Annotated in this window: 20 protein-coding genes and 2 tRNA genes; 19 read left to right on the forward strand and 3 right to left on the reverse strand. The window is 56.6% G+C overall.

Annotated elements, in window-relative coordinates:
- A complete protein-coding gene (locus tag H6F58_RS06125; protein WP_244652384.1) occupies nucleotides 1-1077 on the reverse strand; it encodes a histidine kinase in 1077 nt (358 codons plus the stop codon).
- A 336-nt stretch (nucleotides 1078-1413) separates the two neighbouring features.
- Here H6F58_RS06125 and H6F58_RS06130 point away from each other — a divergent pair, with 336 nt between their 5' ends.
- From H6F58_RS06130 to thiL, 10 genes are all read left to right on the forward strand, one after another.
- Complete coding sequence (locus tag H6F58_RS06130) at nucleotides 1414-2472, forward strand: 3-isopropylmalate dehydrogenase (RefSeq protein ID WP_146274979.1); 1059 nt, start codon at nucleotides 1414-1416, stop codon at nucleotides 2470-2472.
- 114 nt (nucleotides 2473-2586) lie between these two features.
- Entirely contained in the window at nucleotides 2587-3681 is a 1095-nt protein-coding gene (locus tag H6F58_RS06135) for a branched-chain amino acid aminotransferase (protein ID WP_195181346.1), read from the forward strand.
- Between the two features lie 74 nt (nucleotides 3682-3755).
- On the forward strand, nucleotides 3756-4847 hold the full coding sequence (gene galE / locus H6F58_RS06140; protein ID WP_195181347.1) for a UDP-glucose 4-epimerase GalE: 1092 nt from the start codon (nucleotides 3756-3758) through the stop codon (nucleotides 4845-4847).
- Nucleotides 4848-4862: 15 nt separating this feature from the next.
- Entirely contained in the window at nucleotides 4863-5627 is a 765-nt protein-coding gene (locus H6F58_RS06145; RefSeq protein WP_195181348.1) for a fumarylacetoacetate hydrolase family protein, read from the forward strand.
- Between the two features lie 158 nt (nucleotides 5628-5785).
- Complete coding sequence (gene gltX, locus H6F58_RS06150; protein ID WP_195181349.1) at nucleotides 5786-7291, forward strand: glutamate--tRNA ligase; 1506 nt, start codon at nucleotides 5786-5788, stop codon at nucleotides 7289-7291.
- Between the two features lie 368 nt (nucleotides 7292-7659).
- Nucleotides 7660-7731: transfer RNA gene (locus H6F58_RS06155), tRNA-Gln, on the forward strand.
- A 48-nt stretch (nucleotides 7732-7779) separates the two neighbouring features.
- A tRNA-Glu gene (locus H6F58_RS06160) sits at nucleotides 7780-7855 on the forward strand.
- 98 nt (nucleotides 7856-7953) lie between these two features.
- Entirely contained in the window at nucleotides 7954-9723 is a 1770-nt protein-coding gene (locus H6F58_RS06165) for a GTPase (protein WP_195181350.1), read from the forward strand.
- Nucleotides 9724-9788: 65 nt separating this feature from the next.
- Nucleotides 9789-11363, forward strand: a complete 1575-nt coding sequence (locus H6F58_RS06170) for a GTPase (RefSeq protein WP_244652419.1) — start codon at nucleotides 9789-9791, stop codon at nucleotides 11361-11363.
- Between the two features lie 6 nt (nucleotides 11364-11369).
- Nucleotides 11370-12380: a thiamine-phosphate kinase gene (thiL, locus tag H6F58_RS06175; protein WP_348536377.1), complete on the forward strand. Its 1011-nt coding sequence runs from the start codon at nucleotides 11370-11372 to the stop codon at nucleotides 12378-12380.
- Nucleotides 12381-12407: 27 nt separating this feature from the next.
- On the opposite strand, the gene H6F58_RS06180 is transcribed toward thiL, so the two are convergent.
- Nucleotides 12408-13133 carry an IclR family transcriptional regulator gene (locus H6F58_RS06180; RefSeq protein ID WP_060701426.1) on the reverse strand — a complete coding sequence of 242 codons (726 nt, stop codon included), beginning with the start codon at nucleotides 13131-13133 and terminating at the stop codon, nucleotides 12408-12410.
- Between the two features lie 123 nt (nucleotides 13134-13256).
- Here H6F58_RS06180 and leuC point away from each other — a divergent pair, with 123 nt between their 5' ends.
- The 6 genes from leuC to H6F58_RS06210 all read left to right on the forward strand — a co-directional run bounded on the left by leuC (nucleotide 13257) and on the right by H6F58_RS06210 (nucleotide 19860).
- Nucleotides 13257-14696: a 3-isopropylmalate dehydratase large subunit gene (gene leuC / locus H6F58_RS06185; protein ID WP_195181556.1), complete on the forward strand. Its 1440-nt coding sequence runs from the start codon at nucleotides 13257-13259 to the stop codon at nucleotides 14694-14696.
- Nucleotides 14697-14710: 14 nt separating this feature from the next.
- Complete coding sequence (leuD, locus tag H6F58_RS06190) at nucleotides 14711-15316, forward strand: 3-isopropylmalate dehydratase small subunit (protein WP_060701427.1); 606 nt, start codon at nucleotides 14711-14713, stop codon at nucleotides 15314-15316.
- A 258-nt stretch (nucleotides 15317-15574) separates the two neighbouring features.
- Entirely contained in the window at nucleotides 15575-16894 is a 1320-nt protein-coding gene (gene murA, locus H6F58_RS06195) for a UDP-N-acetylglucosamine 1-carboxyvinyltransferase (protein WP_060701428.1), read from the forward strand.
- A 17-nt stretch (nucleotides 16895-16911) separates the two neighbouring features.
- On the forward strand, nucleotides 16912-17676 hold the full coding sequence (locus tag H6F58_RS06200; protein ID WP_348536378.1) for a lysophospholipid acyltransferase family protein: 765 nt from the start codon (nucleotides 16912-16914) through the stop codon (nucleotides 17674-17676).
- A gap of 37 nt (nucleotides 17677-17713) precedes the next feature.
- A complete protein-coding gene (locus H6F58_RS06205; protein ID WP_244652388.1) occupies nucleotides 17714-18748 on the forward strand; it encodes an NAD(P)H-dependent glycerol-3-phosphate dehydrogenase in 1035 nt (344 codons plus the stop codon).
- Entirely contained in the window at nucleotides 18748-19860 is a 1113-nt protein-coding gene (locus tag H6F58_RS06210; RefSeq protein WP_146274985.1) for a D-alanine--D-alanine ligase family protein, read from the forward strand. Before H6F58_RS06205 ends, H6F58_RS06210 begins: the two co-directional genes overlap by 1 nt.
- A gap of 81 nt (nucleotides 19861-19941) precedes the next feature.
- Here the strand turns inward: H6F58_RS06210 and H6F58_RS06215 are convergent, their stop codons facing one another.
- Entirely contained in the window at nucleotides 19942-20373 is a 432-nt protein-coding gene (locus H6F58_RS06215) for a DUF3515 family protein (protein WP_244652423.1), read from the reverse strand.
- A 243-nt stretch (nucleotides 20374-20616) separates the two neighbouring features.
- On the opposite strand from H6F58_RS06215, the gene H6F58_RS06220 reads away from it, so the two are divergent.
- The 3 genes from H6F58_RS06220 to H6F58_RS06230 are packed head-to-tail and all read left to right on the forward strand — an operon-like array spanning nucleotide 20617 to nucleotide 24759.
- Entirely contained in the window at nucleotides 20617-21588 is a 972-nt protein-coding gene (locus tag H6F58_RS06220) for an LCP family protein (protein ID WP_236995293.1), read from the forward strand.
- A 23-nt stretch (nucleotides 21589-21611) separates the two neighbouring features.
- On the forward strand, nucleotides 21612-22580 hold the full coding sequence (locus H6F58_RS06225; protein WP_060701432.1) for a DAK2 domain-containing protein: 969 nt from the start codon (nucleotides 21612-21614) through the stop codon (nucleotides 22578-22580).
- Nucleotides 22573-24759 (forward strand): ATP-dependent DNA helicase RecG, encoded by a 2187-nt coding sequence (locus H6F58_RS06230; RefSeq protein WP_146274988.1) that lies wholly within the window; start codon nucleotides 22573-22575, stop codon nucleotides 24757-24759. Before H6F58_RS06225 ends, H6F58_RS06230 begins: the two co-directional genes overlap by 8 nt.
- Nucleotides 24760-24770 lie beyond the last annotated feature (11 nt).

Raw genomic sequence — 24770 nt, forward strand, 5'->3', positions numbered from 1 at the left:
TTAGTCCTCGGAGTATGGAATGAAAACTGCGACGGTGAATCCGCCGGAAGATTGTGGGCCAGCGGTGCATGTTCCTTCATATAACGCTACGCGTTCTTTCATGCCTTGCAGCCCTTGGCCGGCTCCCTCAAGCTTGATTGCGCCTGCTCCGCGTCCGTCATCTTTGATCCGCAACTCCAGTCCCCGGTAAGTCCAATTGAGGAGAACTTCTGCCACCGCGTTGGAGCCAGCGTGCTTGAGCACATTGGTCAGCGATTCTTGAACGCACCGGTAAGCCGTCAGTTCCGCGCCAGCGGGTAGTTCCTTGCGTGGCGTTCCAAGGGTTTGAAGTTGTACATCCAACCCTGAGTTCGTGGCGATCTCTACCAAATTGGGGATATCTCCGAGAGCAGGCAGCGGCCTGTTTTGCAGTTCTTCGTCCTTCCTGAGGACTCCGAGAAGACGGCGCATCTCCTTGAGCGAAGCACGCCCGGTATCAGAAACCGTCTTGAGCGTATCGATGGCAATTTGCGGATCATTGACTGCTGCATAGCGGGCACCGTTTGCCTGCGTAATGATCACTGATAGAGAGTGGGCAACAATGTCATGCATCTCGCGGGCAATATGGTTTCGTTCATCGGACGCGGCCAGTGCCCTTTCCATAATGCGCTCTTTTTCAAGGCGTTCAGCATGTTCCTTCAACGACTTCATGGCCAGCCGGCGTGTGCGCGCCAAGTCGCCGAACGTCCACGCGACAGTGACCACGAGTGCCAAGCCGACAAACGAGACCAACATGTTGAACGACATGGACGGACTCGGGTCTGTGGCGTAGCGGAACGGGTTGAACATGCTGAAAGTCGCCAGCACCGCTCCTGCCAAGCCGAGTGAGAGCGTGCCGAAGGACTGCCACCGTTTCCCATAAACAGCCATGGTGTAAACCATGATGGGGACCGAGAACTGCGAAGGGAGCAAAAGGCCGTCGAATCCAAGCTGCATGAGATGCCCAAAAGCGACAACCAAGGTGACGGCCCACGGGTATCGCCGACGAACCATCAGCGGAGCCGATTGCAGCGTGGCGATCGCCATAATAGACAACATGGCGGGAGCGGACATGGCGCCAGCCAGACCGATGGTTCCCGGGACACAGAATAAGGTGTAAATCAGACCGGTAATGAAGTCTATTCGTCGCGGATTCGCTCGGATCCAACCGTCAATTCGACGGTGGGGGTTGGCAAAAATCAATGCTTCCTTCAATTCAATGGTGTGTGCTGCAGGCTCGTGAAGCAGAGTTAGCCTCGGCCGGTAAGTCTAGAATATCGACTCCAACAGCACGTTTACCTCATGCCTGGGATTGAGATCTGAAGACGCTTAATTTCACGTCCAATATATGAGACGAACTCTCACATGTTGGACTAAGATCGCTAAAGTTGAAGCATGGCAAATGAAATTGATATTGCGGTCATTCCAGGCGACGGTATTGGCCCTGAAGTTGTAACTGAAGCGGTCAAGGTACTGAAGTTCGTCACCAATGGTGGCAAGCAAGAACTCAAGCTCACTTACTACAAGCTTGGCGCTGAACACTGGTTGGAAACTGGCGAGACGTTGCCGGAGGAGACCCTCTCGGCTATCAAGCAGCACGACGCGATTCTTTTTGGCGCAGTGGGGGCAGCGCCAGGGGATACCCGAATTCCGTCAGGGATCATTGAACGCGAAATGCTTTTGAAGTTGCGTTTCTCCTTGGACCATTTCGTGAATCTGCGCCCGTCCAAGCTCTACGCCGGCATTGAAAGCCCTCTTTCCAACCCCGGGGCTATTGATTTCATTGTGGTGCGCGAAGGCACCGAAGGCCCATATGTTGGCAACGGCGGTTCGGTCCGAACCGGAACCGCGCATGAAATCGCGACCGAGGTATCAGTCAACACGGCCTATGGAGTAGAACGCGTGGTGCGAGATGCTTTCCGCCGGGCCTCCGAGCGCGAACGAAAGCATGTGACGTTGGTTCACAAGCACAACGTCCTGGTGCATGCCGGACACCTGTGGAAGCGCACTGTCGAAGCTGTCGCAGTCGAATTCCCAGAAGTGACCCATGATTACCTGCACGTAGATGCGGCCACTATCTTCCTGACTACCGATCCATCCCGCTTTGATGTCATCGTTACGGACAACCTCTTCGGCGACATCCTGACCGACCAGGCTGGAGCAATTACCGGTGGCATCGGCTTGGCAGCGAGTGGCAACATCAACATGGACCGCACCTACCCATCGATGTTTGAGCCGGTGCATGGTTCTGCCCCTGATATTGCCGGGCAGCAGAAGGCAGACCCAACGGCGGCCATCCTCTCGGTAGCGCTGATGCTGGATCATCTCGGAATGTCAGAAGAAGCACGCGCTGTTGAGCAAGCTGTTGAAAAAGAGATCACTTCACGTCAAGAATTGACCGATAATCGCACCACCAGTGAAATCGGCGATGCAATTGTCGCTTTACTGGCATAAGCTGAAAGTGACGTTTCCGATTAGCTTCTAATCGGCAGCAATTCCACGAACGGGTGTTCCGCTTTGGCGTGGAGCACCCGTTCTTTGTTTATTGAGCTAGGAAGTCCAAGGTAGATGGAATTCACCGAAAATCTTTCAACGAGTCGCAAGAGCGATCAAGAGCGCGCCAGCGTTTTGGCCAACCCTGGTTTCGGGGACTTCTTTACTGACCACACCTCCGTCGTTGACTGGAGCGCCAATGAGGACGGCCATGGCGGGGAATGGCATGATGCCCGCATTGAGCCTTATGGTCCCATTGCGATGGATCCAGCTGCCTCGGTGTTGCACTATGGCCAGGAAATCTTTGAAGGCCTCAAAGCCTACCGCCATGAGGACGGCTCGGTGTGGACCTTCCGTCCGCGCGCAAACGCAGCCCGCTTGAACAAGTCCGCCCAGCGACTGGCCCTGCCCCAGCTGGACGAAGATGTTTTTGTCGAGTCACTGAAGAAGCTGGTAGCCACCGACATCGATTGGGTTCCCAGCGGCGAGGGTGAAGCGCTGTACCTGCGGCCATTCATGATTGCCACCGAAGCTTTCCTCGGAGTGCGTGCGGCGCGCGAAGTTTCCTATCGCGTCATCGCCTCGCCAGCGGGCAACTACTTCGGTGGAGAGCTCAAGCCGGTAGCCATTTGGGTATCGAAGAACTACGCCCGCGCCGGCCGCGGCGGCACCGGTTCTGCCAAGTGCGGCGGCAACTACGCAGCGTCACTCGTAGCGCAGCTGGAAGCCGAGGAAAACGGCTGCAAGCAGGTACTCTTCCTCGACGCCTTCAATGACAACGCTGTTGAAGAACTGGGCGGCATGAATGTTTTCTTTGTCACCAAGGACAACAAGCTGGTCACTCCTGCGCTGACCGGAACCATCCTTGAAGGTGTTACCCGTTCATCGGTGATCCAGCTGGCCAAGGACCGCGGCATCACGGTGGAAGAACGAAAGATCACCCTCGACGAATGGCGTGATGGCGTTGCTTCCGGTGATATCACGGAAGTATTTGCCTGCGGTACCGCCGCAGTAATCACTCCAATCGGCCTGCTCAAGAATGGCGATGAACTCATCGGAGACGAGAACGCTCCTGCCGGTGAAGTGACGATGTCCATCCGCGAGGAACTGCTGGGCATCCAGCTGGGCACCGTCGAAGATCGACACGGCTGGCTGGAGCGTTTGGCCTAGACGCCAATCCAAACGACTACGATGGTCTCGGGGCTAAAGCCCCGGGGCCATTGTTGTATGCGAAAAGGAATGAAATGCACGTACTGGTAACTGGCGGTGCAGGCTACATAGGATCACACGCCGTGCTCTTGCTGCTCGAAGCGGGCCACAAGGTTTCTGTCTTCGACAATCTGAGCAATTCATCGCCCGAATCCCTGAGGCGCGTACGCGACATGTCCAATTCGGCTCCCGAGCTTTTCATTGGCGACTTGCTGGATAGCGACCGGCTGGATGCCGTCCTGAGCCAGACCAAGCCGGACGCAGTCATCCACTTTGGCGGTTTGAAGGCCGTAGGAGAGTCCGTTGAAAAGCCGATTTCCTACTACCAGAACAATGTTGTTGGCACCTTGAACCTGGTATCAGCGATGGAAAAAGCTGGCGTAAAGCGACTGGTTTTCAGCTCATCAGCAACGGTCTACGCCGAGTCCACCCAGTTGCCACTGGTTGAAGATGCACAGCGTGCCGCATCAAACCCCTACGGGCGAACCAAGCTGCATATCGAGCAAATCCTCGAGGACCTTGCGGTTTCCGACTCCTCCTGGTCCATCGCCACCTTGCGCTACTTCAATCCAGTTGGCGCTCATCCTTCGGGAAACATCGGTGAAGATCCGCAGGGTATCCCGAACAACCTCATGCCGTTTATTGCACAGGTAGCGGTCGGCCGCCGCAGCGAAGTTCAGGTCTTCGGCAATGATTACCCAACCTACGATGGAACTGGCGTGCGGGACTACATTCACGTCATGGACCTTGCCCAGGGCCACCTGGATGCATTGGACTTCTTGAACACCCACACCGGCCAGTACGTCTGGAATCTCGGAACCGGAAGCGGAACGAGCGTCCTGGATGTCATTGGCGCGTTCTCGCGGGCCTGTGGCCGGCAGCTTCCATACAAGTTGGTAGAGCGTCGCCCGGGCGATATCGCCGAGTACTACGGTGATCCGACAACAGCCCGTTTGGAGCTCGGCTGGAAGGCCGAACGAGGAGTCGAGGAAATGGCTCGGGATATGTGGGAATGGCAGTCGAAGAACCCCGCTGGATATCCGGATTATGATCTTGACGGAATTTCTGAAGAAGAAATCAACGAGTTTATCCGTGGAAGCCGCGCCACGATCGCTAAACAAGACTAGACAAGAGAAAACCGAATGAAAATTGCAAGATTTGTAGTAGACGGTGATCCGCTGTACGGAGTCGTTGATGGCAACGACATCCACGTCCTGACAGGAGACCCGTTCTTCCAGGGAATCAAAACCACAGGGGCGACCCACAGCCTGGATGATGTTCGCCTGGTGGCGCCAATCATTCCACGTTCAAAGGTGGTCGGGTTCGGGCGCACCTACCGTGAACACGCCAAGGAACTGGGCAATGAAGTTCCGCAGGAACCCATCATGTTCTTGAAGCCCAATACCTCGGTGGTTGGCCATGGGGATCCTGTCACCCTTCCAGCGTTCTCTGATGAGGTTTCCTTCGAGGGTGAACTAGCTGTCGTCATTGGGCGTATTTGCAAGGATGTCCCTGCCGACAAGGCCCAAGACGTCATCTTCGGCTACACCGTAGCCAATGACCTCACCGCGCGCGATGCGCAACGCAGCGATCTGCAGTGGGCCCGCGCCAAGGGGTTCGACGGATCCTGCCCGCTGGGTCCGTGGATTGAAACTGAATTGCCGGATCCAGACGACGTCGGCATTGTTACCCGAGTCAACGGTGAAGTTAAGCAAGATGGCTCCACCAACGAAATGATTTGGCCAGTCAATGAACTGGTGGCGCGAGCTTCGGAAGCCTTCACGCTGTTGCCAGGCGATGTGATTATGACTGGAACACCTGCAGGGGTTGGGCTGGTCAATGCTGGGGATGTCGTTGAAATCGACGTCGAAGGAATCGGTTCATTGCGAAGCGTATTCCGGCGCTGAGTTAGTTGAACTAATCTTTATCTGGGTACAATAGTTATTAACACCAACTTGCCATCATCATTTTGGTGGAACCGCACTGGCTCTCGATCATTTATGTGATCGGGAGCCTTGCGGTTTAAATGCGACTTTCGGCGCGAAAGGCATAGAATGAAGTCATCATGACTGATCTATCGCTGATTCCCGAAGTAACCGAAGATACCCCGGTACGCGTTCGCTTTTGCCCATCACCCACTGGAACTCCACACGTTGGATTGATCCGTACGGCCCTGTTCAACTGGGCTTACGCTCGTCACACGGGCGGCAAGATGATTTTCCGCATCGAAGATACGGATGCGAAGCGCGACTCGGAGGAAAGCTACAACCAGGTGCTGGACGCCTTGAACTGGTTGGGCATCGACTGGGATGAAGGCGTTAATGTCGGTGGGCCGCACGAGCCTTACCGCCAGTCTCAGCGAGGCGAGATCTACCAAGACGTCATTGCCAAGCTCCGCGCGGCCGGACACCTCTACGAGTCATATTCGACCCCCGAGGAAATCGAAGCGCGCCACAAGGCTGCCGGCCGGGATCCAAAACTTGGCTATGACAACTTTGACCGCGAGCTCACTGACGAGCAGAAGGCAGCGTTCAAGGCAGAAGGCCGCGAGCCTGTGCTGCGTGTTCGCATGCCGGATCACGACGTCACGTTCAATGACCTGGTCCGTGGCGAGATCACGTTCAAGGCAGGCAGCGTGCCGGACTATGTCGTCGTTCGCGCCAACGGACAGCCCCTGTACACGCTGGTCAACCCCGTTGACGACGCCTTGATGGGCATCACCCATGTGCTTCGCGGTGAAGACCTGCTGTCTTCCACGCCACGCCAAGTTGTCTTGTATGCGCTCCTGCACGATATCGGTGTTGCAAAGTACATGCCGCGCTTCGGCCACTTGCCATACGTGATGGGCCAGGGGAACAAGAAGCTTTCCAAGCGTGATCCAGAATCAAGCTTGTTCTTGCACCGCGACAACGGGTTCATCCCAGAGGGCCTGCTCAACTATCTGGCATTGCTCGGCTGGTCATTGAGCGCCGATGAAGACATCTTCTCCAGCGAGCAACTCGTTGAAGCCTTTGACGTTACCGATGTCCTGTCCAACCCGGCACGATTTGATGTCAAAAAGGCAGAAGCCATCAACGGTACGCATGTGCGCATGCTGGAGCCGAAGGACTTCCGGGATCGCTTGGTCCCATATCTCCAGGCCGCTGAACTCGTTGGTGACGAGCTGACCGCTCGCGAAAATGAAATCCTTGATCAGGCAGCTCCACTGGTCCAGGAACGTATCGCGCTCTTGGGCGAAGCTACCGACATGCTGGAGTTCCTCTTCAAGTCGGACGATGAGATTGTCATCGCTGACAACGCCCTCAAGGGCATGCCGGCGAACCTCGCAGAGGTGGTTGATGCGTCGGTTCAGGCGCTGGAAGGCTTGTCGGACTGGAACGCAGAGACCATCCAGGCAGCGCTTCGCACCAAGTTGGTTGACGAGTTGGAGCTCAAGCCGCGCCAGGCTTTCGGCCCTGCCCGTGTCGCAATTTCGGGTAAGCGCGTATCGCCACCGCTCTTCGAGTCCATGGAAATCCTGGGCCGCGAGTCGAGCTTGAACCGTCTTCGTGCTTTTGGCGAATCCCGGTAGGGTCATTCCCTAGCACTAGCGGTACATGCAGAGCACCTTGGATGTTTGCAACATTGAATGATGTTGGCATCCAAGGTGCTCTTGCTTTTGCCGGCTAGTGAGCGTTTGTGCGGGGGAGTTCAAGTGAAGCAGCCGCGATTCAGGCTGAATGCTGGGGTGCGTCAATTCACAGTGGCAATTTGCGGCGGAAGCGGAACCCCTGCAAGGCCAAAAAGCTATTTTCCAGCGATTCTGCGCGGAAATTGGGAGTAGCCATGTGCCGGCCCCTCGATTTGTGTAGTTCTTGGCTGGACGGTATAGTTTTATCTCGTGCTACGGAAGTGGCCTGGAATAATGCTTGACAGGATTCCTAAACTCCCAAGTCACAATGGGATATGGTGTAATTGGCAACACAACGGTTTCTGGTTCCGTCATTCTAGGTTCGAGTCCTGGTATCCCAGCGCTTCACCAAAGCAATTTGGTGAGCTGAAGATTTATCTTCAGCATACGGCCCCATCGTATAGCGGCCTAGTACTCCGCCCTCTCACGGCGGCAACACGGGTTCGAATCCCGTTGGGGTCACCATATGAAAAACCACGGAGAGATCCGTGGTTTTTCTTTTGCATGGAAAATGTGCCTCTATCTCTCAGCAATCACCGTCGCCATAAGGCAAGATGGTGCACATGGAGTCGAACTCAGATCAAATCAAGCCTGCATTGAGCGAGGCTGCTGGTGACGGGCAAATCAGCATCACCACCATCAAGAGCCTCATCGAATTGCGTGGCATTCTCAGTGATCTAGTTTTTGTCGGCAACTCGTCTTCTGCAACCTCTGAAAGTGATCAGTTGCGCGAGAAGACAGTGCATCAAATATCAGACTATCTGATACCAAGAGTCTCCAACCTCGGCGCACCGCTGCTAGCGGTGATAGGCGGATCAACTGGATCCGGCAAGTCCACTCTCGTTAACTCGTTGGTCGGTGAGCAAATCAGCATTTCGGGTGCTGTCAGGCCGACAACCAGAACGCCGGTTCTCGCCTTTAATCCCGTGGACCAACCATTCTTTGAATCCGACCGCGTTCTGCCCGAACTCACTCGCGTTTCCGGCGGCGGGTTTGCAGTAGCCGGAGATTCTTCCCGTCACGATGCTCTGGTCATGAAACCACATGGAAACGTTCCCCAAGGGCTGGCAATCCTTGATGCGCCAGATATCGATTCTGTTTCAGACGATAATAGGGCTCTAGCAGGACAACTGCTCAACGCCGCCGATTTATGGATTTTCGTGACAACAGCCAATCGCTACGCAGATGCTCTGCCATGGGAGCTGCTCACGGACGCGGGCGTTCGGGACATTACTGTATGCGTAGTCCTCAATCGGGTTCCTCCAGATGCCGAGCGCGACATAGTCCCAGATCTGCGCCGTTTACTGATTGAAAAGAACTTGGATCCCGCTTTATTGCATGTCGTCAATGAGACACAGCTCAATGAACAAGACATATTGCCGGGGGAGCACCTCGAGCCGCTCATGGCCTGGCTTAATGCCTTGGCCGCGGATTCATCCAAGCGCCAGCAGGTGGCAGCGCAAACTCTTGCAGGAGCATTGAAGCGCACTACTGCCGACGTAGGCGAGCTACTGGCTGAATTGCAAGATCAAGAAGCACAACTCGACGACTTGCGACGGCTGACCAATGAGAGGTTTGCACAAGCCCAGGAACGGATTAATGCCGCACTCAATGATGGCTCGTTGCTCCGTGGGGAAATCTTGTCGCGTTGGCAGGATTTTGTTGGCGCTGGAGAACTCCTTCGGGGCATTGAGGGCGCAATCGGCCGGGTGAGAGATCGAGTCGGAGCGTTCTTCTCGGGGCGGCCGCCAGCCACGCATCGCGTGGAACAGGCAATCGAGTCAGGATTGCATACAGTCTTTATCGCAGAGATCACCAAGGCTTGCCATGACGTGGACAGGTCGTGGAAGAATACTCCGCTCGGGCAGGTGCTCCGAGACGGGCTAGAGGCACCGCGGCCTTCCAATGATCTCAGCGAGCAAGCTGCAGAGAGTATCCGTCTGTGGCAGAAAGATATTCTTGAGATGATCCGCGAAGAAGGCGCTGGCAAACGCAAAACCGCCCGCATGGCTGCCTTCGGAATCAACGGAGTCGCGGTCATCTTGATGGTTGTCGTCTTCGCCTCTACCGCAGGGCTAACTGGTCTGGAAATTGGCATCGCTGGTGGATCCGCGGTCGTTGGGCAGAAGCTTTTGGAAGCGATATTCGGCGAGGACGCAGTGCGCAGAATGGCGATGAGAGCCCGGAAAATGCTGGATACGCGTGCCCAGGGGTTGATTGCGAAGAGCTCCGAGCCTTATGCCAACGGAATTGGCCGTGCGGCCCAACCCGAGATTGCTCAGGCATTGAGCCGCGTCACCGAAGGACTGAATAGCAAAGGGGCCAAGAAGTGACAGAACGAAAAGTCGTCCGTGCTGTTAATGGCCTGAACCAACAGATTGACAGTGTTGTTGAAGCCATGCAGCTTGCTGAGCCATATTTGGATTCAGAAAGCATCGACTTGGCAGCATCGGTCATCAGAAAATCCGAATCTCGGCGAAAACTGTCTTCGGAACACGTGGTTGTCGGGCTTTTTGGCGCCACGGGAAGCGGAAAGTCGACGCTATTCAACGCCTTGGTTGGGCGTGAACTGGCATCCACAGGGGTGATACGCCCAACGACCACGAACACTGTGGCCGCGATTTGGGATACGGCGGGCGCCAATGAACTTCTGGATTGGCTCGAAGTCAACGACCGCCATGTCATCGAGGCATCAGCGGAACCGAAGCGAGGGTCTTCGAAAAAGGACTTTGATTCTGGTTTGCTGCTCTTGGATTTGCCGGACATGGACTCGACGCGGGTGGAACACCACCAGATTGCTACCCGGCTTGTTGGCCAAGTTGATTTCCTCGTCTGGGTTCTCGATCCTCAAAAATATGCTGACGCGTCTATTCATCATGGATATTTGAACTCCTTGCGCAGCCAGCAGGGGAACATATTGATTGTTCTGAATCAGATAGATCGAGTGGCCGCGTCCGATAGAAATAGCATCGTTAATTCTTTGCGCGAGATCCTGGCTTCCTCGGGGCTGGAACGACTTCCGGTGGTGTGCGCTTCGGCTTCCACGGGAGAAGGGCTGGCGGAAGTCCAACTGCAAATTGCTACGGCCGCGAAAAACAAGGCGATATCTACCCGCAGGTTGCGGGCAGACGTTGATCAAGTGGTTCACCATCTCAAAGCCGAGCTGAATGCTGAAAAAGTGCGTCTGCCGGATCAGATGCAGCAGTCCGAGCTGGAGCGGGCTATAGCCAATGCCCATGGGGCGCAATATATTGCAGATGCCGTAGAGACTTCCTACAAGCTCCGCGCCGCGCGACGCACGGGATGGCCCGTGACTACCTGGCTGATTCGATTGCGCAACGATCCGCTACAGCGAATGAACTTGGGAAGAAAGCGGGAGGCAGCCGAACTGTCCATCACCTCGCGCCCTGAACTTTCTGTTGCCGAATCCGCGGCCATCGACCATGCCATCGACAACTACGTGCAGGAAGCCACGCAGGAACTGCCCGACAGCTGGATAGAACCGGTCCGGGAAGAAGTTGGCAGCAACGTGCAGCATCTGGACGGTGCCGTGGATGCCGCCATCGCTGGCACGGCCTTGGGCGTGGAAAAGTCGTCCTGGTGGTGGCCGGCAGTCAAATTTGTCCAGTGGGTCTCTTTGCTGGCAGCGCTGGCCGGGGCACTGTGGCTGGCTGCCTACCCTGTGGCCGGCTACTTCCAATTCGACCTTCCCGCAGCACCTCGTGTCGAAGGCATAGCTGCTCCCACGCTTGTTTTTGCCATCGGGGTGTTGCTGGGTATCGTGCTGGGAATTGCGTGTTCATTCGTCAATCGAATAGTGGCTAAAGTTAAGCGTAGGAAGGCATTAAGAAATATAGAACGTTCAGTATCTGGGCAGGTTCGCGCTGCGGTGGTTGAACCCGTCGACCACTATCTGAATACCTACAACAGCTATGCCGCCATTATTACCTCAGCAGCAAAGAAAGCCGAATAGAACTCTGTGACTATTAATCAGCCTGAAGCAACCGTCGGAGACCTTGGCGAACAAGGAATACTTGATACTATTCTTCCGCTCCTTGACTCGCGCACGGCAAACCTCGGTCCAGGCGATGATGCTGGCGCACTGAATGTCCAAGGAACAGAGATCCTGGTTTCAGTCGATACTCTTGTCGAAAACCAGGACTTCAAGTTGATCTGGCCAAGCGGTCTTGAACACCGCGCTTACGACATTGGCTGGAAATCCATTGCGCAGAACGTTTCGGACATCAACGCGATGGGTGGCCGTTCCACCGGTGCGGTGATTTCCTTGTCGCTGCCTCCAACAACGTCTCTTGAATGGGTCAAGGATTTCGCCCAGGGGATTGCCGACGCAATCAATGCGCTGGGGGCCAAGGAGCTGACTATTCTCGGCGGAGATCTCGGAAAATCAACGGAAATCTCGGTGACGACTACCGTACTGGGAGAAACCGCGCATGGAAAGATTCTGCGCAGCGGTGCCAAACCAGGCGACGTGATCGCGGTGGCGGGGCGTCTGGGTGATGCCGGAGCTGGCCTGTCGGTTTTGGAGCATGGCAGCAGTGCAAGCACGTGGAGCAGGGCGGTGCGCCGTATAGCTGAAGCGCAATGCAAGCCGGTCCCGCCTCTTGGTTCTGGCCCTCGTGCCGCAGAAGCAGGTGCCCACGCCATGATGGACATCTCTGATGGCCTCGTGCGCGATACAGCGCGACTGGCCAAGAGCAGCGGTGTCAGCATCGATTTCGAGCGCCAGGTATTGCAGAAATTTGCAGCGCGGCTAGCCCCCGCCGCACAGCTGACCAAGACCGATCCGATGGATTGGGTGCTCCACGGCGGTGAAGACTTCGGACTTCTTGCTGCTTTCCCGGCAGATGCCGAGGTACCTGAAGAATTCACCGTTCTCGGTGTCACCAAGGCACGCAGCGGCCGACGCTCCCTAGTCACCGTTGATGGGAAAACCGTGACGGCAAACGCCGGCTTTGACCACTTCAGCTAGCCGATTGCTGACGTTGCAGCGCGCTTTCTAGGCGTGATCGTTCTGGACCCGAAGCAGCTCGGATAGTTCATGGGCTGCGCTGGTGACGGCTTCATGATGGATCTTTCCGGGCTGCCGGGTGAGGCGTTCAATGGGTCCGGATAATGAGAGCGCTGCGATGACGCGGCCAGACTGTCCACGAACTGGAGCGGAGACAGAAGCGACGCCAGGCTCACGTTCTCCCAGAGACTGGGCCCATCCACGACGGCGCACGCCGGCCAAGATCGTTGGAGTGAAGCGTGCGTGGTGCAGCCCTTCGACCATCCGCTCATTGTCTTCCCATGCCAGAAGGACCTGAGCAGCGGAACCCGCCTTCATTGACAGCTGGGTCCCAACAGGAATGGTGTCGCGCAAGCCAATGGGGCGCTCCGCGCTGGCAATGCAGACGCGGAAGTCGCCTTGCTTGCGGAAAATCTGGGTGCTCTCGCCGGTGAGGTCGCGCAGCTTGATGAGGATCGGTCCTGCCGCGCTGACCAACCGGTCCTCGCCGGCAGCGCTTGCCAATTCCACGAGACGGTTTCCGAGTTCAAAGCGGCCATGCATATCCCTGCCTACCAGCCCGTGGTGAACGAGGGACTGCGCGATGCGGTGCACCGTAGGGCGCGAAATATCGGTCAACTCCACCAGCTGTGACAGGGATGTTGGACCGTTTTCCAGTGCATTGAGAATGGCTGCCGCTTTATCGAGAACACCTACACCGCTACCTATTGTCATGGTTCCAGTATCACGTCTCATTATTTGAGATTCAAGTCCGCATACTGGAAATGACTATCTGTGAAGTGTCAAAGTTGAACTACCACAATTTACGTAGCTTGAGGAGTGTGTCGCATGTCCGCCATGCAGTCGCCCCAGACATTGGCAGAAAAAGTTTGGAGCGCACATGTTGTGCGCCAAGGTGAAGGAAATGGAGAGTCCCGCCAGCCGGACTTGATTTACATTGACCTTCACCTCCTACACGAGGTGACCTCCCCGCAGGCCTTCGAAGGCCTGCGCCTGGCCGGTCGACAGTTGCGCCGACCAGACCTGACCATCGCGACGGAAGACCACAACACTCCCACGCTCGAAATCGACAAGCCCATTGCCGACTTGACCAGCCGCACCCAGATTAATACTCTGCGTGAAAACTGCAAGGAATTCGGTGTTCGCCTGCACTCCCTGGGCGACAAGGAACAGGGCATCGTCCACGTGGTCGGTCCGCAGCTGGGCCTGACCCAGCCGGGCATGACCGTGGTCTGCGGTGACTCGCACACCTCAACGCACGGAGCCTTCGGCGCCTTGGCCTTCGGCATCGGCACCTCAGAGGTTGAGCACGTCATGGCCACCCAGTCCTTGAGCCTGAAGCCATTCAAGACCATGGCCATCAACGTCGAAGGCACGCTGAAGCCGGGAGTGACGTCCAAGGACATCATCCTGGCCGTCATCGCCAAGATCGGCACCGGCGGCGGCCAGGGCTATGTGCTGGAATACCGGGGTTCGGCAATCCGCTCGCTGTCCATGGACGCGCGCATGACCATCTGCAACATGTCCATTGAGGCAGGCGCCCGCGCCGGAATGATCGCCCCGGATGAGACGACCTTTGAGTACGTCAAGGGCCGCCCGCACGCGCCAAAGGGCGAGGATTGGGACGCGGCAGTCGAAGACTGGAAAAAGCTGCACTCCGACGAAGGCGCCCAGTTTGACGCAGAAGTGTTCTTGAACGCTGATGAACTCGAGCCATTTGTCACCTGGGGGACCAACCCGGGCCAGGGAGTCTCGCTGTCCCAGAGCGTTCCTTCGCCCGAAGACTTCGAAGACGAGAATGACCGCAAGGCCTGTGAGCGTGCGCTGAACTACATGGGACTAACCGGCGGTACCCCGATGAAGGATATCCGTGTGGATACGGTCTTCTTGGGTTCTTGCACCAACTCCCGAATGGAAGACTTGCGCGCCGCAGCAGAAGTCATCAAGGGCAAGGTCAAGGATCCGGCGATCCGGATGATTGTTGTGCCAGGATCCGCGCGTGTCCGCCTGGAAGCGGAAGCTGAAGGGCTGGACCAGGTGTTCAAGGACTTCGGGGCCGAATGGCGATTTGCCGGTTGCTCCATGTGCTTGGGAATGAATCCCGACCAGCTGGACGAGCGGGAGCGCTGCGCATCGACCTCCAACCGCAACTTTGAAGGCCGACAGGGCAAGGGCGGGCGCACCCACCTGGTTTCACCACTGGTCGCGGCAGCAACCGCAGTGCGTGGAACCCTGTCCTCGCCAAGCGACCTGGCCAACACTCCGGCCGCAGTCTAGAAAGGATTACCACGATGGAAAAGATTATTACCCACACCGGCATTGGTGTTCCGCTGCGGCAGAGCAACGTGGACACGGATCAGATCATTCCTGCCGTGTACCTCAAGCGCATCACCCGCACCGGCTTCGAGGACGCCTTGTTTGCCGGCTGGCGCCGCGACGAGAACTTCATCCTCAACAAGGAGCCGTTCAATGCCGGATCCGTGCTGGTCGCGGGACCTGACTTCGGTACTGGCTCATCGCGCGAACACGCTGTCTGGGCACTGAAGGATTACGGCTTCAAAGCCGTGATTTCAGCCCGATTTGCCGACATCTTCCGTGGCAACTCCGGCAAGCAGGGATTGGTGGCAGCCGAGGTTGCGCAAAGCGACATCGAATTGATCTGGAAAGAGCTGGAAAACAATCCAGGCACGACCGTGACCGTGGATCTTGAATCCCGCACCGTTGCCTGCGGTTCGATTTCGGCACCCTTCCAGATCGACGACTACACCCGCTGGCGCTTGATGGAGGGCCTGGATGATATTGGCCTGACCCTGCAGCAGGAAGAGGCCATCACGGCCTACGAAGCCCGGCGTCCGGCACACAAGCCCCAGACACTGCCTGCGCTGACTGCTGATTAAGAGATTCTTCTCCAAGCTGGAATAATAGGCCCGCTCTTCTCCGTTCTTATAGCGGGAGAGCGGGCCTTCTGCTCTTCCTGGGACGCACGCGCCGCTCAGTGTCGTGACGTGGCTGAAAGCATGCTCACAATGTGTGCGCCACGGGATGAACTGAACATACCAGCGGGTATATAAGCGGTATGCTTGCTTAGTCCTGCCAGTTCGAAAGCTCAGAAGCTTCGGCGGGCGATAACGACTACGCGATGAGGTAATTCATACATGGGTAAGATCTTGACGATCCATGGTGGTGTTCCACTTGAGGGCACCGTACGAGTCGGCGGAGCAAAGAACCTAGTGCCAAAAGCCATGGTCGCAGCTCTGCTTGGTGGCACTCCTTCGGTTCTGCGCAATGTGCCGGAAATCAAAGACGTCGTCGTAGTACGAAGCTTGCTTGAAATACATGGTGTCAAGGTTGACCAGGACCCAACCACCGGTGATCTCACCATGGATCCAACCGAAGTCAAGACAGCCTCCAACCAGGCCATTGATGCCCATGCAGGCGACTCTCGCATTCCCATTCTTTTCTGCGGACCGCTGATCCACTCGCTGGGCGAAGCGTTCATCCCTGATCTTGGTGGCTGCCGCATTGGCGACCGTCCAATCGACTTCCACCTGGAGGTCCTGCGCGAATTCGGCGCAGTGGTGGACAAGGCTCCAGACGGCATCCGCATCTCTGCTCCCAACGGATTGACCGGTGCCAAGCTCTCCTTGCAGTACCCAAGCGTCGGCACCACCGAACAGGTACTGCTCTCGGCCGTTCGCGCCAAGGGCGTCACGGAAGTCAGCAACGCAGCCATTGAGCCGGAAATCCTGGACCTCATCTCGCTGCTGCAGAAGATGGGCGCCATCATCTCCGTGCACCGTGACCGCGTCATCCGCATTCAGGGCGTTGACCAGCTCACCGGTTTTGACCACACCGCCCTGCCAGACCGCAATGAGGCCGCGTCATGGGCTTCAGCGGCACTGGTCACCAAGGGAGATATCTTCGTGCAGGATGCGCAGCAGCGCGACTTGACTGCCTTCCTTCACGTCTACCGCCAGATCGGTGGCGAATTCGAGGTCAAGTCCAACGGCATTCGCTTCTACCACCCAGGCGGAGACCTCAACCCGCTGATCCTGGAAACCGACGTTCACCCGGGCTTCATGACTGACTGGCAGCAGCCGCTGGTTGTCGCGCTGACCCAGGCCAAGGGCGTATCCGTGATCCACGAAACCGTCTACGAGAACCGTTTCGGATTCACTGACGCACTGGTGCGCATGGGCTCCACGGTCCAGGTGCACACCGACTGCCTCGGTTCCACTCCTTGCCGTTTTGGCCAGCGCAACTTCAAGCACTCCGCTGTTGTCGTAGGCCCTGCCAAGCTCACCGGCGCTGACATTGACGTTCCAGACCTCCGTGGCGGATTCTCCCACCTGATTGCAGCACTAGCTGCCGAGGGAACCAGCCGTGTCACCGGTATTGAAATCATCAACCGCGGATACGAGCACTTCATGGACAAGCTGCAGAGCTTGGGCGCCAATGTTGAGTTGAGCAACTAAAAAAGGGGATCTTGTCCGTGGTTAAGATCCTGGCTCCGGGGGAGTCTGCAAAAACCAAGCGAGTCTTTTCAGTCCTGGCAGGAATTGTCCGGCCAGTGATGAACGGGCTGATTGGCAGGTCATGGAAGGGTTTTGAAAACCTTCCGCAAGGTGGCTACATCGTCTGCCCCAATCACCTGACTGAAATTGATCCGCTGGTAGTTGGACACGCGATTTACAGCAATGGCAGGCTTCCCCGTTGGCTTGCCAAGGAGTCGCTCTTCAAGCCGCCGGTACTCGGCTGGTTCTTGCGCACCACCGGGCAGGTTCCGGTTTCCCGGAGCTCAGCTAGCGCTGCTGAATCCCTGAAGCAGGCCCAGAAGGTCCTGGATGCCGGTGGAGTAATCGTGATCTATCCCGAAGGCACGCTCACCAGGGATCCAAACCTTTGGCCAATGATTGGCCGCACCGGTGCCGCACGTCTTGCCTTGCAGACTGGCGCACCGGTTGTGCCCATGGCCCATTGGGGCGATCAGGAGCTATTGCCGAGATATTCCAAGAAGATGTATCTCTTCCCGCGCAAGCACGTGACCGTATCTGTTGGGGCGCCGGTAAACTTGGATGACTTGCGGGAAGGACCTCGAACTCGCACCGTGCTCCAGGAGGCCACCAACCGCATCATGGATGCGATCACTGGTTTGCAGGCTGAATTGCGTGAAGAAGAACCGCCAGCCAAGCGCTGGGACCCCAGCGAACACGGTCAGGCGCAAACTGGCCGCAGCTTCGAAAAACCGGATAATTAATCATTACTCCACATCATCACTTTCTAGAGGACTGATAATGACAAAGCCGCTTCCACGTAAGATCGCCGTGATGGGTGCCGGCAGCTGGGGTACCACCTTTGCCAAGGTATTGGCTGACTCCGTTGCGGACCAGGGCATTCCAGTGCAGATCTGGGCGCGCCGGGATGACGCAGCCCACGAGATCAATGAACGCCACACCAATTCCCGGTACCTTCGCGAGACCAAGCTTCCGGCCAACATTTCGGCTTCCTCAAACCAGCGCGAAGTCCTGGTGGGCGCGGACCTGGTCGTGCTGGCTATCCCATCTCAGTCGCTGCGCCGCGAATTGGCCGTTTTCAAGAAGTACTTTGAGCCAGAAGCCGTGCTGCTCTCGCTGATGAAGGGCCTTGAACGCGGTACCGATCAGCGCATGAGTGAAGTGATTGCCGAAGTTACCCAGTTCCCTGAGGAACGCGTAGCGGTGCTGTCCGGACCGAACCTCGCCATGGAAATCGCCCGCGAGCAGCCAACGGCTTCGGTGGTTGCCTGCACCGATCCGGAAACTGCACAGTGGATCGCTGAGCTTTGCTCTGCACCATATTTCCGCCCTTACACCAACGATGACGTGTTGGGCGTGGAGCTTGGCGGCATCGTCAAGAACATCATCGCCCTCGCTGTTGGCATGTGCGATGGCATGGGCATGGGAGACAACACGAAGTCCACGGTGATCACCCGTGGCTTGGCCGAGACCACCAGGCTTGTGCTCTCGCTTGGCGGGCGTTTGGATACCTTGGCTGGCCTGTCGGGCCTCGGCGACCTGGTGGCAACTTGCTCTTCTTCGCTCTCGCGCAACAACACCGCTGGACGGTTGCTGGGGCAGGGACTTTTCCTGGATGAAGTCAACGACCGCATGTCCCAAACTGCCGAAGGCATCAAGTCGGCCCGTGCAGTCTTCGATCTGGCTCGTGCCCATGAAGTCGAAATGCCAATTACCGAAGCAGTTGTCATGGTGCTTGAAGGCTCATTGAGCGTTGAAAACATGGCAGCGCGCCTGCTGTCACGTGAACTGAAATCCGAAGGGGAACTGAACTGATGACCGATCGCAAGCTTCGTGTCCTGCTCCTCTTTGGAGGACGCTCTTCTGAGCACTCGGTATCCTGCGTCACCGCGGCCGGCGTTATGCACGCCATTGACCGTGAACGCTTTGACGTCATTCCCGTGGGTATCACCCGCGATGGAGGATGGACCCTGTTGGACAAGGATCCGGAAGGATGGGCACTGGACTCCGGACAGCTGCCCGAGATTTCTTCCATTGACCACCCTGTACAGCTGTCTCCCGAACCGAATAAGACGTCGCTCCAGGCCTTCGGGAACGCAAAGATTTCTGAAATTTCAGAAGTGGATGTTGTCTTCCCGCTGCTTCACGGTCCCTTCGGCGAGGACGGTTCGATCCAGGGCATGTTGGAAACCGCTGGAGTGCCTTATGTCGGCTCGGGCATCGCCGCCAGCGCCATGGGCATGGACAAGCACTTCATGAAGGTGATTTTTGAACAGGCCGGATTCAACGTCGGCCCGTATGAAGTTATCACCAACAAGCAGTGGCTACGGGACAGCGAGGCGGCCCTGGCCCGTTGCCAGCATTTGGAATACCCGCTGTTCGTGAAGCCAGCCCGTGCCGGTTCGTCTGTCGGCATCACCAAGGTCGACGTTCCTTCTGGGCTTCGAGCTGCAGTGGAGCTTGCACGCGCCGAAGATCCCAAGGTGATTGTCGAGCAGGGAATTGCCGGTCGTGAAATCGAATGCGGAGTGCTGGAAGGCCGTGGCAGTTCTGCCGCGCGAGCGTCTTTGCCAGGCGAGATTGTCGTAGCGGATAACGGCCACACATTCTATGATTTTGAGGCCAAATATGTAGATGGCGCCGCTGCGCAATTGAGCTGTCCTGCAGAACTCAGCGAAGAGGCCACCGCGGAAATTCGCGAGCTTGCAGTCAAGGCTTTTGACTCCTTGGATGCCGAGGGCCTTTCGCGTGTTGATTTCTTCTATACGCCGGATGGCCAATGGATCATCAACGAAATCAACACCATGCCAGGCTTTACGCCCTCAAGCATGTACCCGCAGATGTGGGGCAAGACCGGCATTGACTACCGTGAGCTGATCAATGAGCTCATTGCCCTGGCAACTGAACGAAACGTCGGGCTGCGGTAAGTTTTCGATAGCCAACTAATAATGGTGTGGTGCTCCATTCGGAGCACCACACCATTATTAGTTGCGTATACAGCCTGTTGACTACAGCTGCTCTGATTTATCCACGCTGACGCAGGCCTTCTGCGCCGGAATTTTTGCTGCGGCATCAGCGAGTGACGCGAGCACTGTGCTTGAAGGAATGACATTCGGATCAAGGACTACTTCGGTCGCCGGGGTACGGCCGTACGTCGTCAGCGTCCATATTCCGGTCTTGTCGTCTTCGTGGGCAACCCAATCAACATCATTGACCGAAACACATGGGTCAGAGGTGGGTGTCGGCACTTGAACACCACAACGCAAAACCACTTTGGATGGATCGCCCCACGCGGAGGTCGACTGTGACGTAGTGGTGCGGCGATCAGCATCACCGATAACGTCTGGAAGAACTACCATCATGTCTGCGCAGAGTGGATTGGAAGCATCCGGAGCCGCATCCACAGCTGCCACAGATGAGCATGCGGTGAGAAGAGGCAAAAATAGCGCTCCAACTATGGCGCTGCGGACTAATTGGCCTGCTTTTGGATTAAGTTTTGGTGACAGTCGGGCTGTGACACTGATTTTAGACACGTTATAAGCGTACATCGGCTATCTGAAAGATAAGATGTATTGAGTTGAAACTGTGAAAGGTAGCATATGTCCTTCGAAGAGCAGCCAGCAAGGCAGCATACAAAGAAGAAGCGCACTGGGCGTGTAGTACTTTTAAGTGTTCTATCCGTAATGGTGATCGCAGCGCTGGTTGCCGGGCTCTACGCCTGGAACCTGGCGCGCACCTTTGATGAAAACAGCAACAAGCTTGCTGATGCTTTCCCGGCTGAGGAAACTCGTCCCGAGGTCAAGGACGAATCCAAGGATGCTATCAATATTCTTTTGCTCGGAACGGACACTCGTGAAGAGCGCTCCGAAGATGAGCAAGGCGATGATTTTGCAACGCTTCCCAACGGCGGCCGTTCCGACACGATGATGCTGGTTCACATCCCGTCAGATCGAAAGAACGTGTTTGTCACTTCGATCATGCGCGATACCTGGCTGGACATTCCGGGCGTTGGAACGGCCAAGATCAACCGTGCATTTGCCAGTGGTGGCGTGCCGAAGGCCGTAGAGACCCTCGAGGGGCTTTTTGGCATCCGCATCAACCATGTGGCTTCGATTGACTTCGAAGGATTCAAGGGACTGACTGACGCCGTTGGCGGCGTGACGATCGATAATCCGATCGCTTTCACTCCGGTACACGCCAAGGGATATTACTTCCCGGAGGGCGTTCAAAAGCTCGATGGCGATAACGCCCTGGCCTTTGTTCGCGAGCGCAAGGCCTTCACCGGCGCCGGCGGCAGCGATTACCGCCGCGTGAAAAACCAGCAGCTGTTCGTCAAGGCCCTGATCGGTCAAATACTGTCGAAGGAAACTTTGACGAGCCCGTCAAAGATCCAGAATGTTGTTAGCGAGATCGCGCCGTATGTCGCAGTTGATGACACCTTGGATTCGGCTAAGATTGCGGGAATCGCCTCGTCAATGCTTAATATCCGCTCTGACGACATGACGTTCTTCACCCTTCCGAACAATGGCCCGGGGCGTTCCGCTGATGGCCAGTCGATTGTGATTCCAGATATGGAAACCATCAACAAGTTCGGCGAGGCGCTTCAGAATGACACTGTGGACGAGTTCGTAGCGTCAACAGACCTGTCACAGTAATACCACTTAAGGACCAACTTTCCATGACCCCCCAGAAGCTCGATACTTCCGTGCGTGCCATTAACGAATGGCTTGCGAGGAGCGTCAAGAGTCTCGGGAACCATTCTGACCGGCTCAATGCCATCAATGTTTTCCCGGTGGCCGACGGCGATACAGGGAGCAATCTCTACCTCACCGCGCGGGCGGGCCATGATGCTGTCAGTGAATTGGAAAGTGACGACATCGGTGGTTTTCTCGAAGTTGCCGCGCGAGCCTCAATGGAATCAGCGCGCGGCAACTCCGGCACCCTTTTCGCCGTATTCCTCAGCGGCCTGAGCGAACCGTGGATTGGGCACGAGCGCTTGACGGCTCCATTGCTTGCCCTCGGCCTGGAGCGGGCAAAAGTCCGTTCCTGGTCCGCGTTGAGTGAACCGGTGGAGGGCACCATGCTTTCGGTGATCAATGCGATCGCTTTGGCCGCTGGGTCTACGCTGGCCCATATCAAAACCGACCATGAAAGCCGTGCCGCACTGGACACGCTATTGGTTCAGATGAAGCAGGCCGCGCAGCTTGCGGTCAAAGGTACCGAAACTGAGCTTGCGCCGTTGCTTGAAGCAGGTGTTGTAGACGCCGGTGCCGTGGGCATGCTGATCATCATTGATGAATTATGCGCTGCAATCCGCAACGCGGACACCGACTTTACCTCTTATGAGGATTTCCACGGCTATAAGATCCAAGACCCCCATGTGCATCTGAATCGCGAGGCAGAATCGGGCGTAGAAGTAATGTGCACCGTTTCGCTGGACGCGCTGGGCGCAGCGACCTTGCGCGGCCAGCTGGATGCCATGGGCAACTCGGTGATCATGTCTCCGGTGAATCAGCTGGAAGAAGATACATATCGATGGCGTGTGCACGTGCATGTCGATGAAGCCCAGCCCGCGCTTGAACTCATTGGCAAGTATGGTGAACCGGTGAATGTCAGCGTAACCGACCTCTGCACTCACGATGACTAATCAGTCTTCTGTGCAATTCGAGGATTCAGAGCTTGCCAGCTACCTGGGCAGCAAGAATGCCCAGGCCTTGGAAAAGGTTTTTGGCTACACAACGGTGGGGGATTTCCTCTGGCACTTTCCGCGTCGCTACGTTGAGGTGGGCGAACTTACCCCCATAGCGGAGCTGCCTTTCGATGAACATGTCACCGTCGTCGCGCAAGTAGTCGACGTCAGCCAGCGACAGATGCACTCCCGCCGCGGATTCATTTTCGAGGTGACGGTCAGCGATGAGCTCAGCTCAGGCGGGCAAGAACTGAAAATGACGTTCTTCAACGGCTACCAGGCACGCACGGACTTGACCGTTGGAACGATCGCCATGTTCAGCGGAAAAGTGGGCTGGTACCAGGACCACCTCCAGTTGAGCCAGCCGGACTATGCTGTTCTTGACGAAGCCTCGCAAGCTGATCCTCGTCCAATCCCGATTTATCCGGCTTCAGCGAAGATGCCGAATAAGCGGATCCGCGATTTGATGGGTCTGTTGCTCCCACACCTTTCAGAAGACAACCTGCCTGAGTTCCTTCCCGAGGAAGTCCTGGGCTCCCATCGTTATCCCGAACGCCACAGGGCCTTTTTAGAACGCCATGCACCTCGTGAGATCAAGCACGCCTACATCGCGAGGCAGCGATTTGCTTTTGAAGAAGCATTCATTCTCCAGCTTTCACTGGCTGAGCGCAGCCGCCAGCTGGGCACACAGCCAGCGATTGCCCGTCCCCGGGTTGCCGGGAGGCTGGCCGAGAGATTCGAAAGCCAGCTGCCCTTCGACCTGACCGTGGATCAGCTCCAAGTCGGGGATCAAATCGCTGCTGATTTGTCACAGGCCCACCCGATGCATCGCCTGCTGCAAGGTGAAGTGGGTTCGGGAAAGACCATCGTTGCGTTGCGAGCGATACTCCAGGTCATTGATGCCGGCGGCCAGGCAGCCCTCTTGGCCCCCACCGAAGTGCTCGCCGCACAGCACTTTGCATCCATCAAGAAAATGCTCGGTGCGCTGGCGGAGCCAGGCCTATTCGGCGAAGGCGAAGGCACCGGAGTTGCGCTGCTGACGGGTTCGGCAAAAACAGCTCAACGACGCGAGGCACTGCTGGGCATAGCTAGCGGGGAAACCGGCCTCATTATCGGTACGCATGCCCTATTGGGTGACCAAGTCCAATTTGCCGAACTTGGGCTGGTCGTTGTTGATGAACAGCACCGATTCGGGGTGGAACAGCGCGATGCCTTGCGGGCAAAATCAGGCGATGCCCTCCCGCATACGCTGGTGATGACTGCGACCCCGATCCCTCGAACGGTCGCCATGACGGTCTTCGGCGATTTGGATACATCAACTATCAAGCGCCTGCCCGCTGGCCGTGCCCCGATTCAAACGCATATTGTTCCCATGCAGCTTTCCGGGTATCGCCAGCGGTTATATTCGCGGATGACCGAAGAAGTCTCCAAGGGACATCAGGTCTATGTGGTGTGCCCGCGGATTACGGATACTGCTGCAGAGCAAGGCGTGCTTCTTTCAACCTATGATGAGCCATCTGGCCAAACCATGAGCGTCGAGGCGATGACAGAGCAGTTGGCTGGCATGCCCGAGTTTGCTGGTATCCGCATAGAGGCCTTGCATTCGCAACTTGATTCCGTGCAGAAACAACAAGTCATGGATTCCTTTGCCCGAGGCGAAATTGACATACTCGTTTCGACAACGGTAATTGAGGTTGGCGTTGACGTGCACAACGCGACACTGATGGTCATCATGGACGCAGAGAGATTCGGGATCTCGCAGCTCCATCAGCTGCGCGGGCGTGTAGGACGAGGCGGGTTGCCGGGTACCTGCCTGATGTCGACCTGGCTCGATGCTGACCATGCTTCCGTCTTGCGCTTGAAAACGATTGAGTCCACGATGGATGGTTTTGAACTGGCGGAGGCAGACCTGGCAGAACGGCGGGAAGGGAACATCCTGGGCGTCCAGCAGTCAGGCAGACAATCGTCCCTGAAGGAACTGAGCATCATCAAGGACCGTACGCTCATCGAGCAAGCGCGCAACCATGTCGATGCGCTGATGAAGATGCCGGATTGGGAAGAAAAGTATCCGCGTCTTGTGGAAATAGCCGGAGCATGGGCCGACGAGTCAACCAAAGAATTCTTGAACAAGAATTAGCAGGGGAGAGT

Source organism: Glutamicibacter sp. FBE19, assembly GCF_015524875.1.
GTDB lineage: Bacteria > Actinomycetota > Actinomycetes > Actinomycetales > Micrococcaceae > Glutamicibacter > Glutamicibacter halophytocola.

Excerpts from the sequence above, each read along its gene's own strand:
- H6F58_RS06125 (WP_244652384.1), bottom strand. The coding sequence starts at position 1,077 with ATGTTGTCTATTATGGCGATCGCCACGCTGCAATCGGCTCCGCTGATG.
- H6F58_RS06130 (WP_146274979.1), top strand. The coding sequence starts at position 1,414 with ATGGCAAATGAAATTGATATTGCGGTCATTCCAGGCGACGGTATTGGC.
- H6F58_RS06135 (WP_195181346.1), top strand. The coding sequence starts at position 2,587 with ATGGAATTCACCGAAAATCTTTCAACGAGTCGCAAGAGCGATCAAGAG.
- galE (WP_195181347.1), top strand. The coding sequence starts at position 3,756 with ATGCACGTACTGGTAACTGGCGGTGCAGGCTACATAGGATCACACGCC.
- H6F58_RS06145 (WP_195181348.1), top strand. The coding sequence starts at position 4,863 with ATGAAAATTGCAAGATTTGTAGTAGACGGTGATCCGCTGTACGGAGTC.
- gltX (WP_195181349.1), top strand. The coding sequence starts at position 5,786 with ATGACTGATCTATCGCTGATTCCCGAAGTAACCGAAGATACCCCGGTA.
- H6F58_RS06165 (WP_195181350.1), top strand. The coding sequence starts at position 7,954 with ATGGAGTCGAACTCAGATCAAATCAAGCCTGCATTGAGCGAGGCTGCT.
- H6F58_RS06170 (WP_244652419.1), top strand. The coding sequence starts at position 9,789 with ATGCAGCTTGCTGAGCCATATTTGGATTCAGAAAGCATCGACTTGGCA.
- H6F58_RS06180 (WP_060701426.1), bottom strand. The coding sequence starts at position 13,133 with ATGACAATAGGTAGCGGTGTAGGTGTTCTCGATAAAGCGGCAGCCATT.
- leuC (WP_195181556.1), top strand. The coding sequence starts at position 13,257 with ATGCAGTCGCCCCAGACATTGGCAGAAAAAGTTTGGAGCGCACATGTT.
- leuD (WP_060701427.1), top strand. The coding sequence starts at position 14,711 with ATGGAAAAGATTATTACCCACACCGGCATTGGTGTTCCGCTGCGGCAG.
- murA (WP_060701428.1), top strand. The coding sequence starts at position 15,575 with ATGGGTAAGATCTTGACGATCCATGGTGGTGTTCCACTTGAGGGCACC.
- H6F58_RS06205 (WP_244652388.1), top strand. The coding sequence starts at position 17,714 with ATGACAAAGCCGCTTCCACGTAAGATCGCCGTGATGGGTGCCGGCAGC.
- H6F58_RS06210 (WP_146274985.1), top strand. The coding sequence starts at position 18,748 with ATGACCGATCGCAAGCTTCGTGTCCTGCTCCTCTTTGGAGGACGCTCT.
- H6F58_RS06220 (WP_236995293.1), top strand. The coding sequence starts at position 20,617 with ATGGTGATCGCAGCGCTGGTTGCCGGGCTCTACGCCTGGAACCTGGCG.
- H6F58_RS06225 (WP_060701432.1), top strand. The coding sequence starts at position 21,612 with ATGACCCCCCAGAAGCTCGATACTTCCGTGCGTGCCATTAACGAATGG.
- H6F58_RS06230 (WP_146274988.1), top strand. The coding sequence starts at position 22,573 with ATGACTAATCAGTCTTCTGTGCAATTCGAGGATTCAGAGCTTGCCAGC.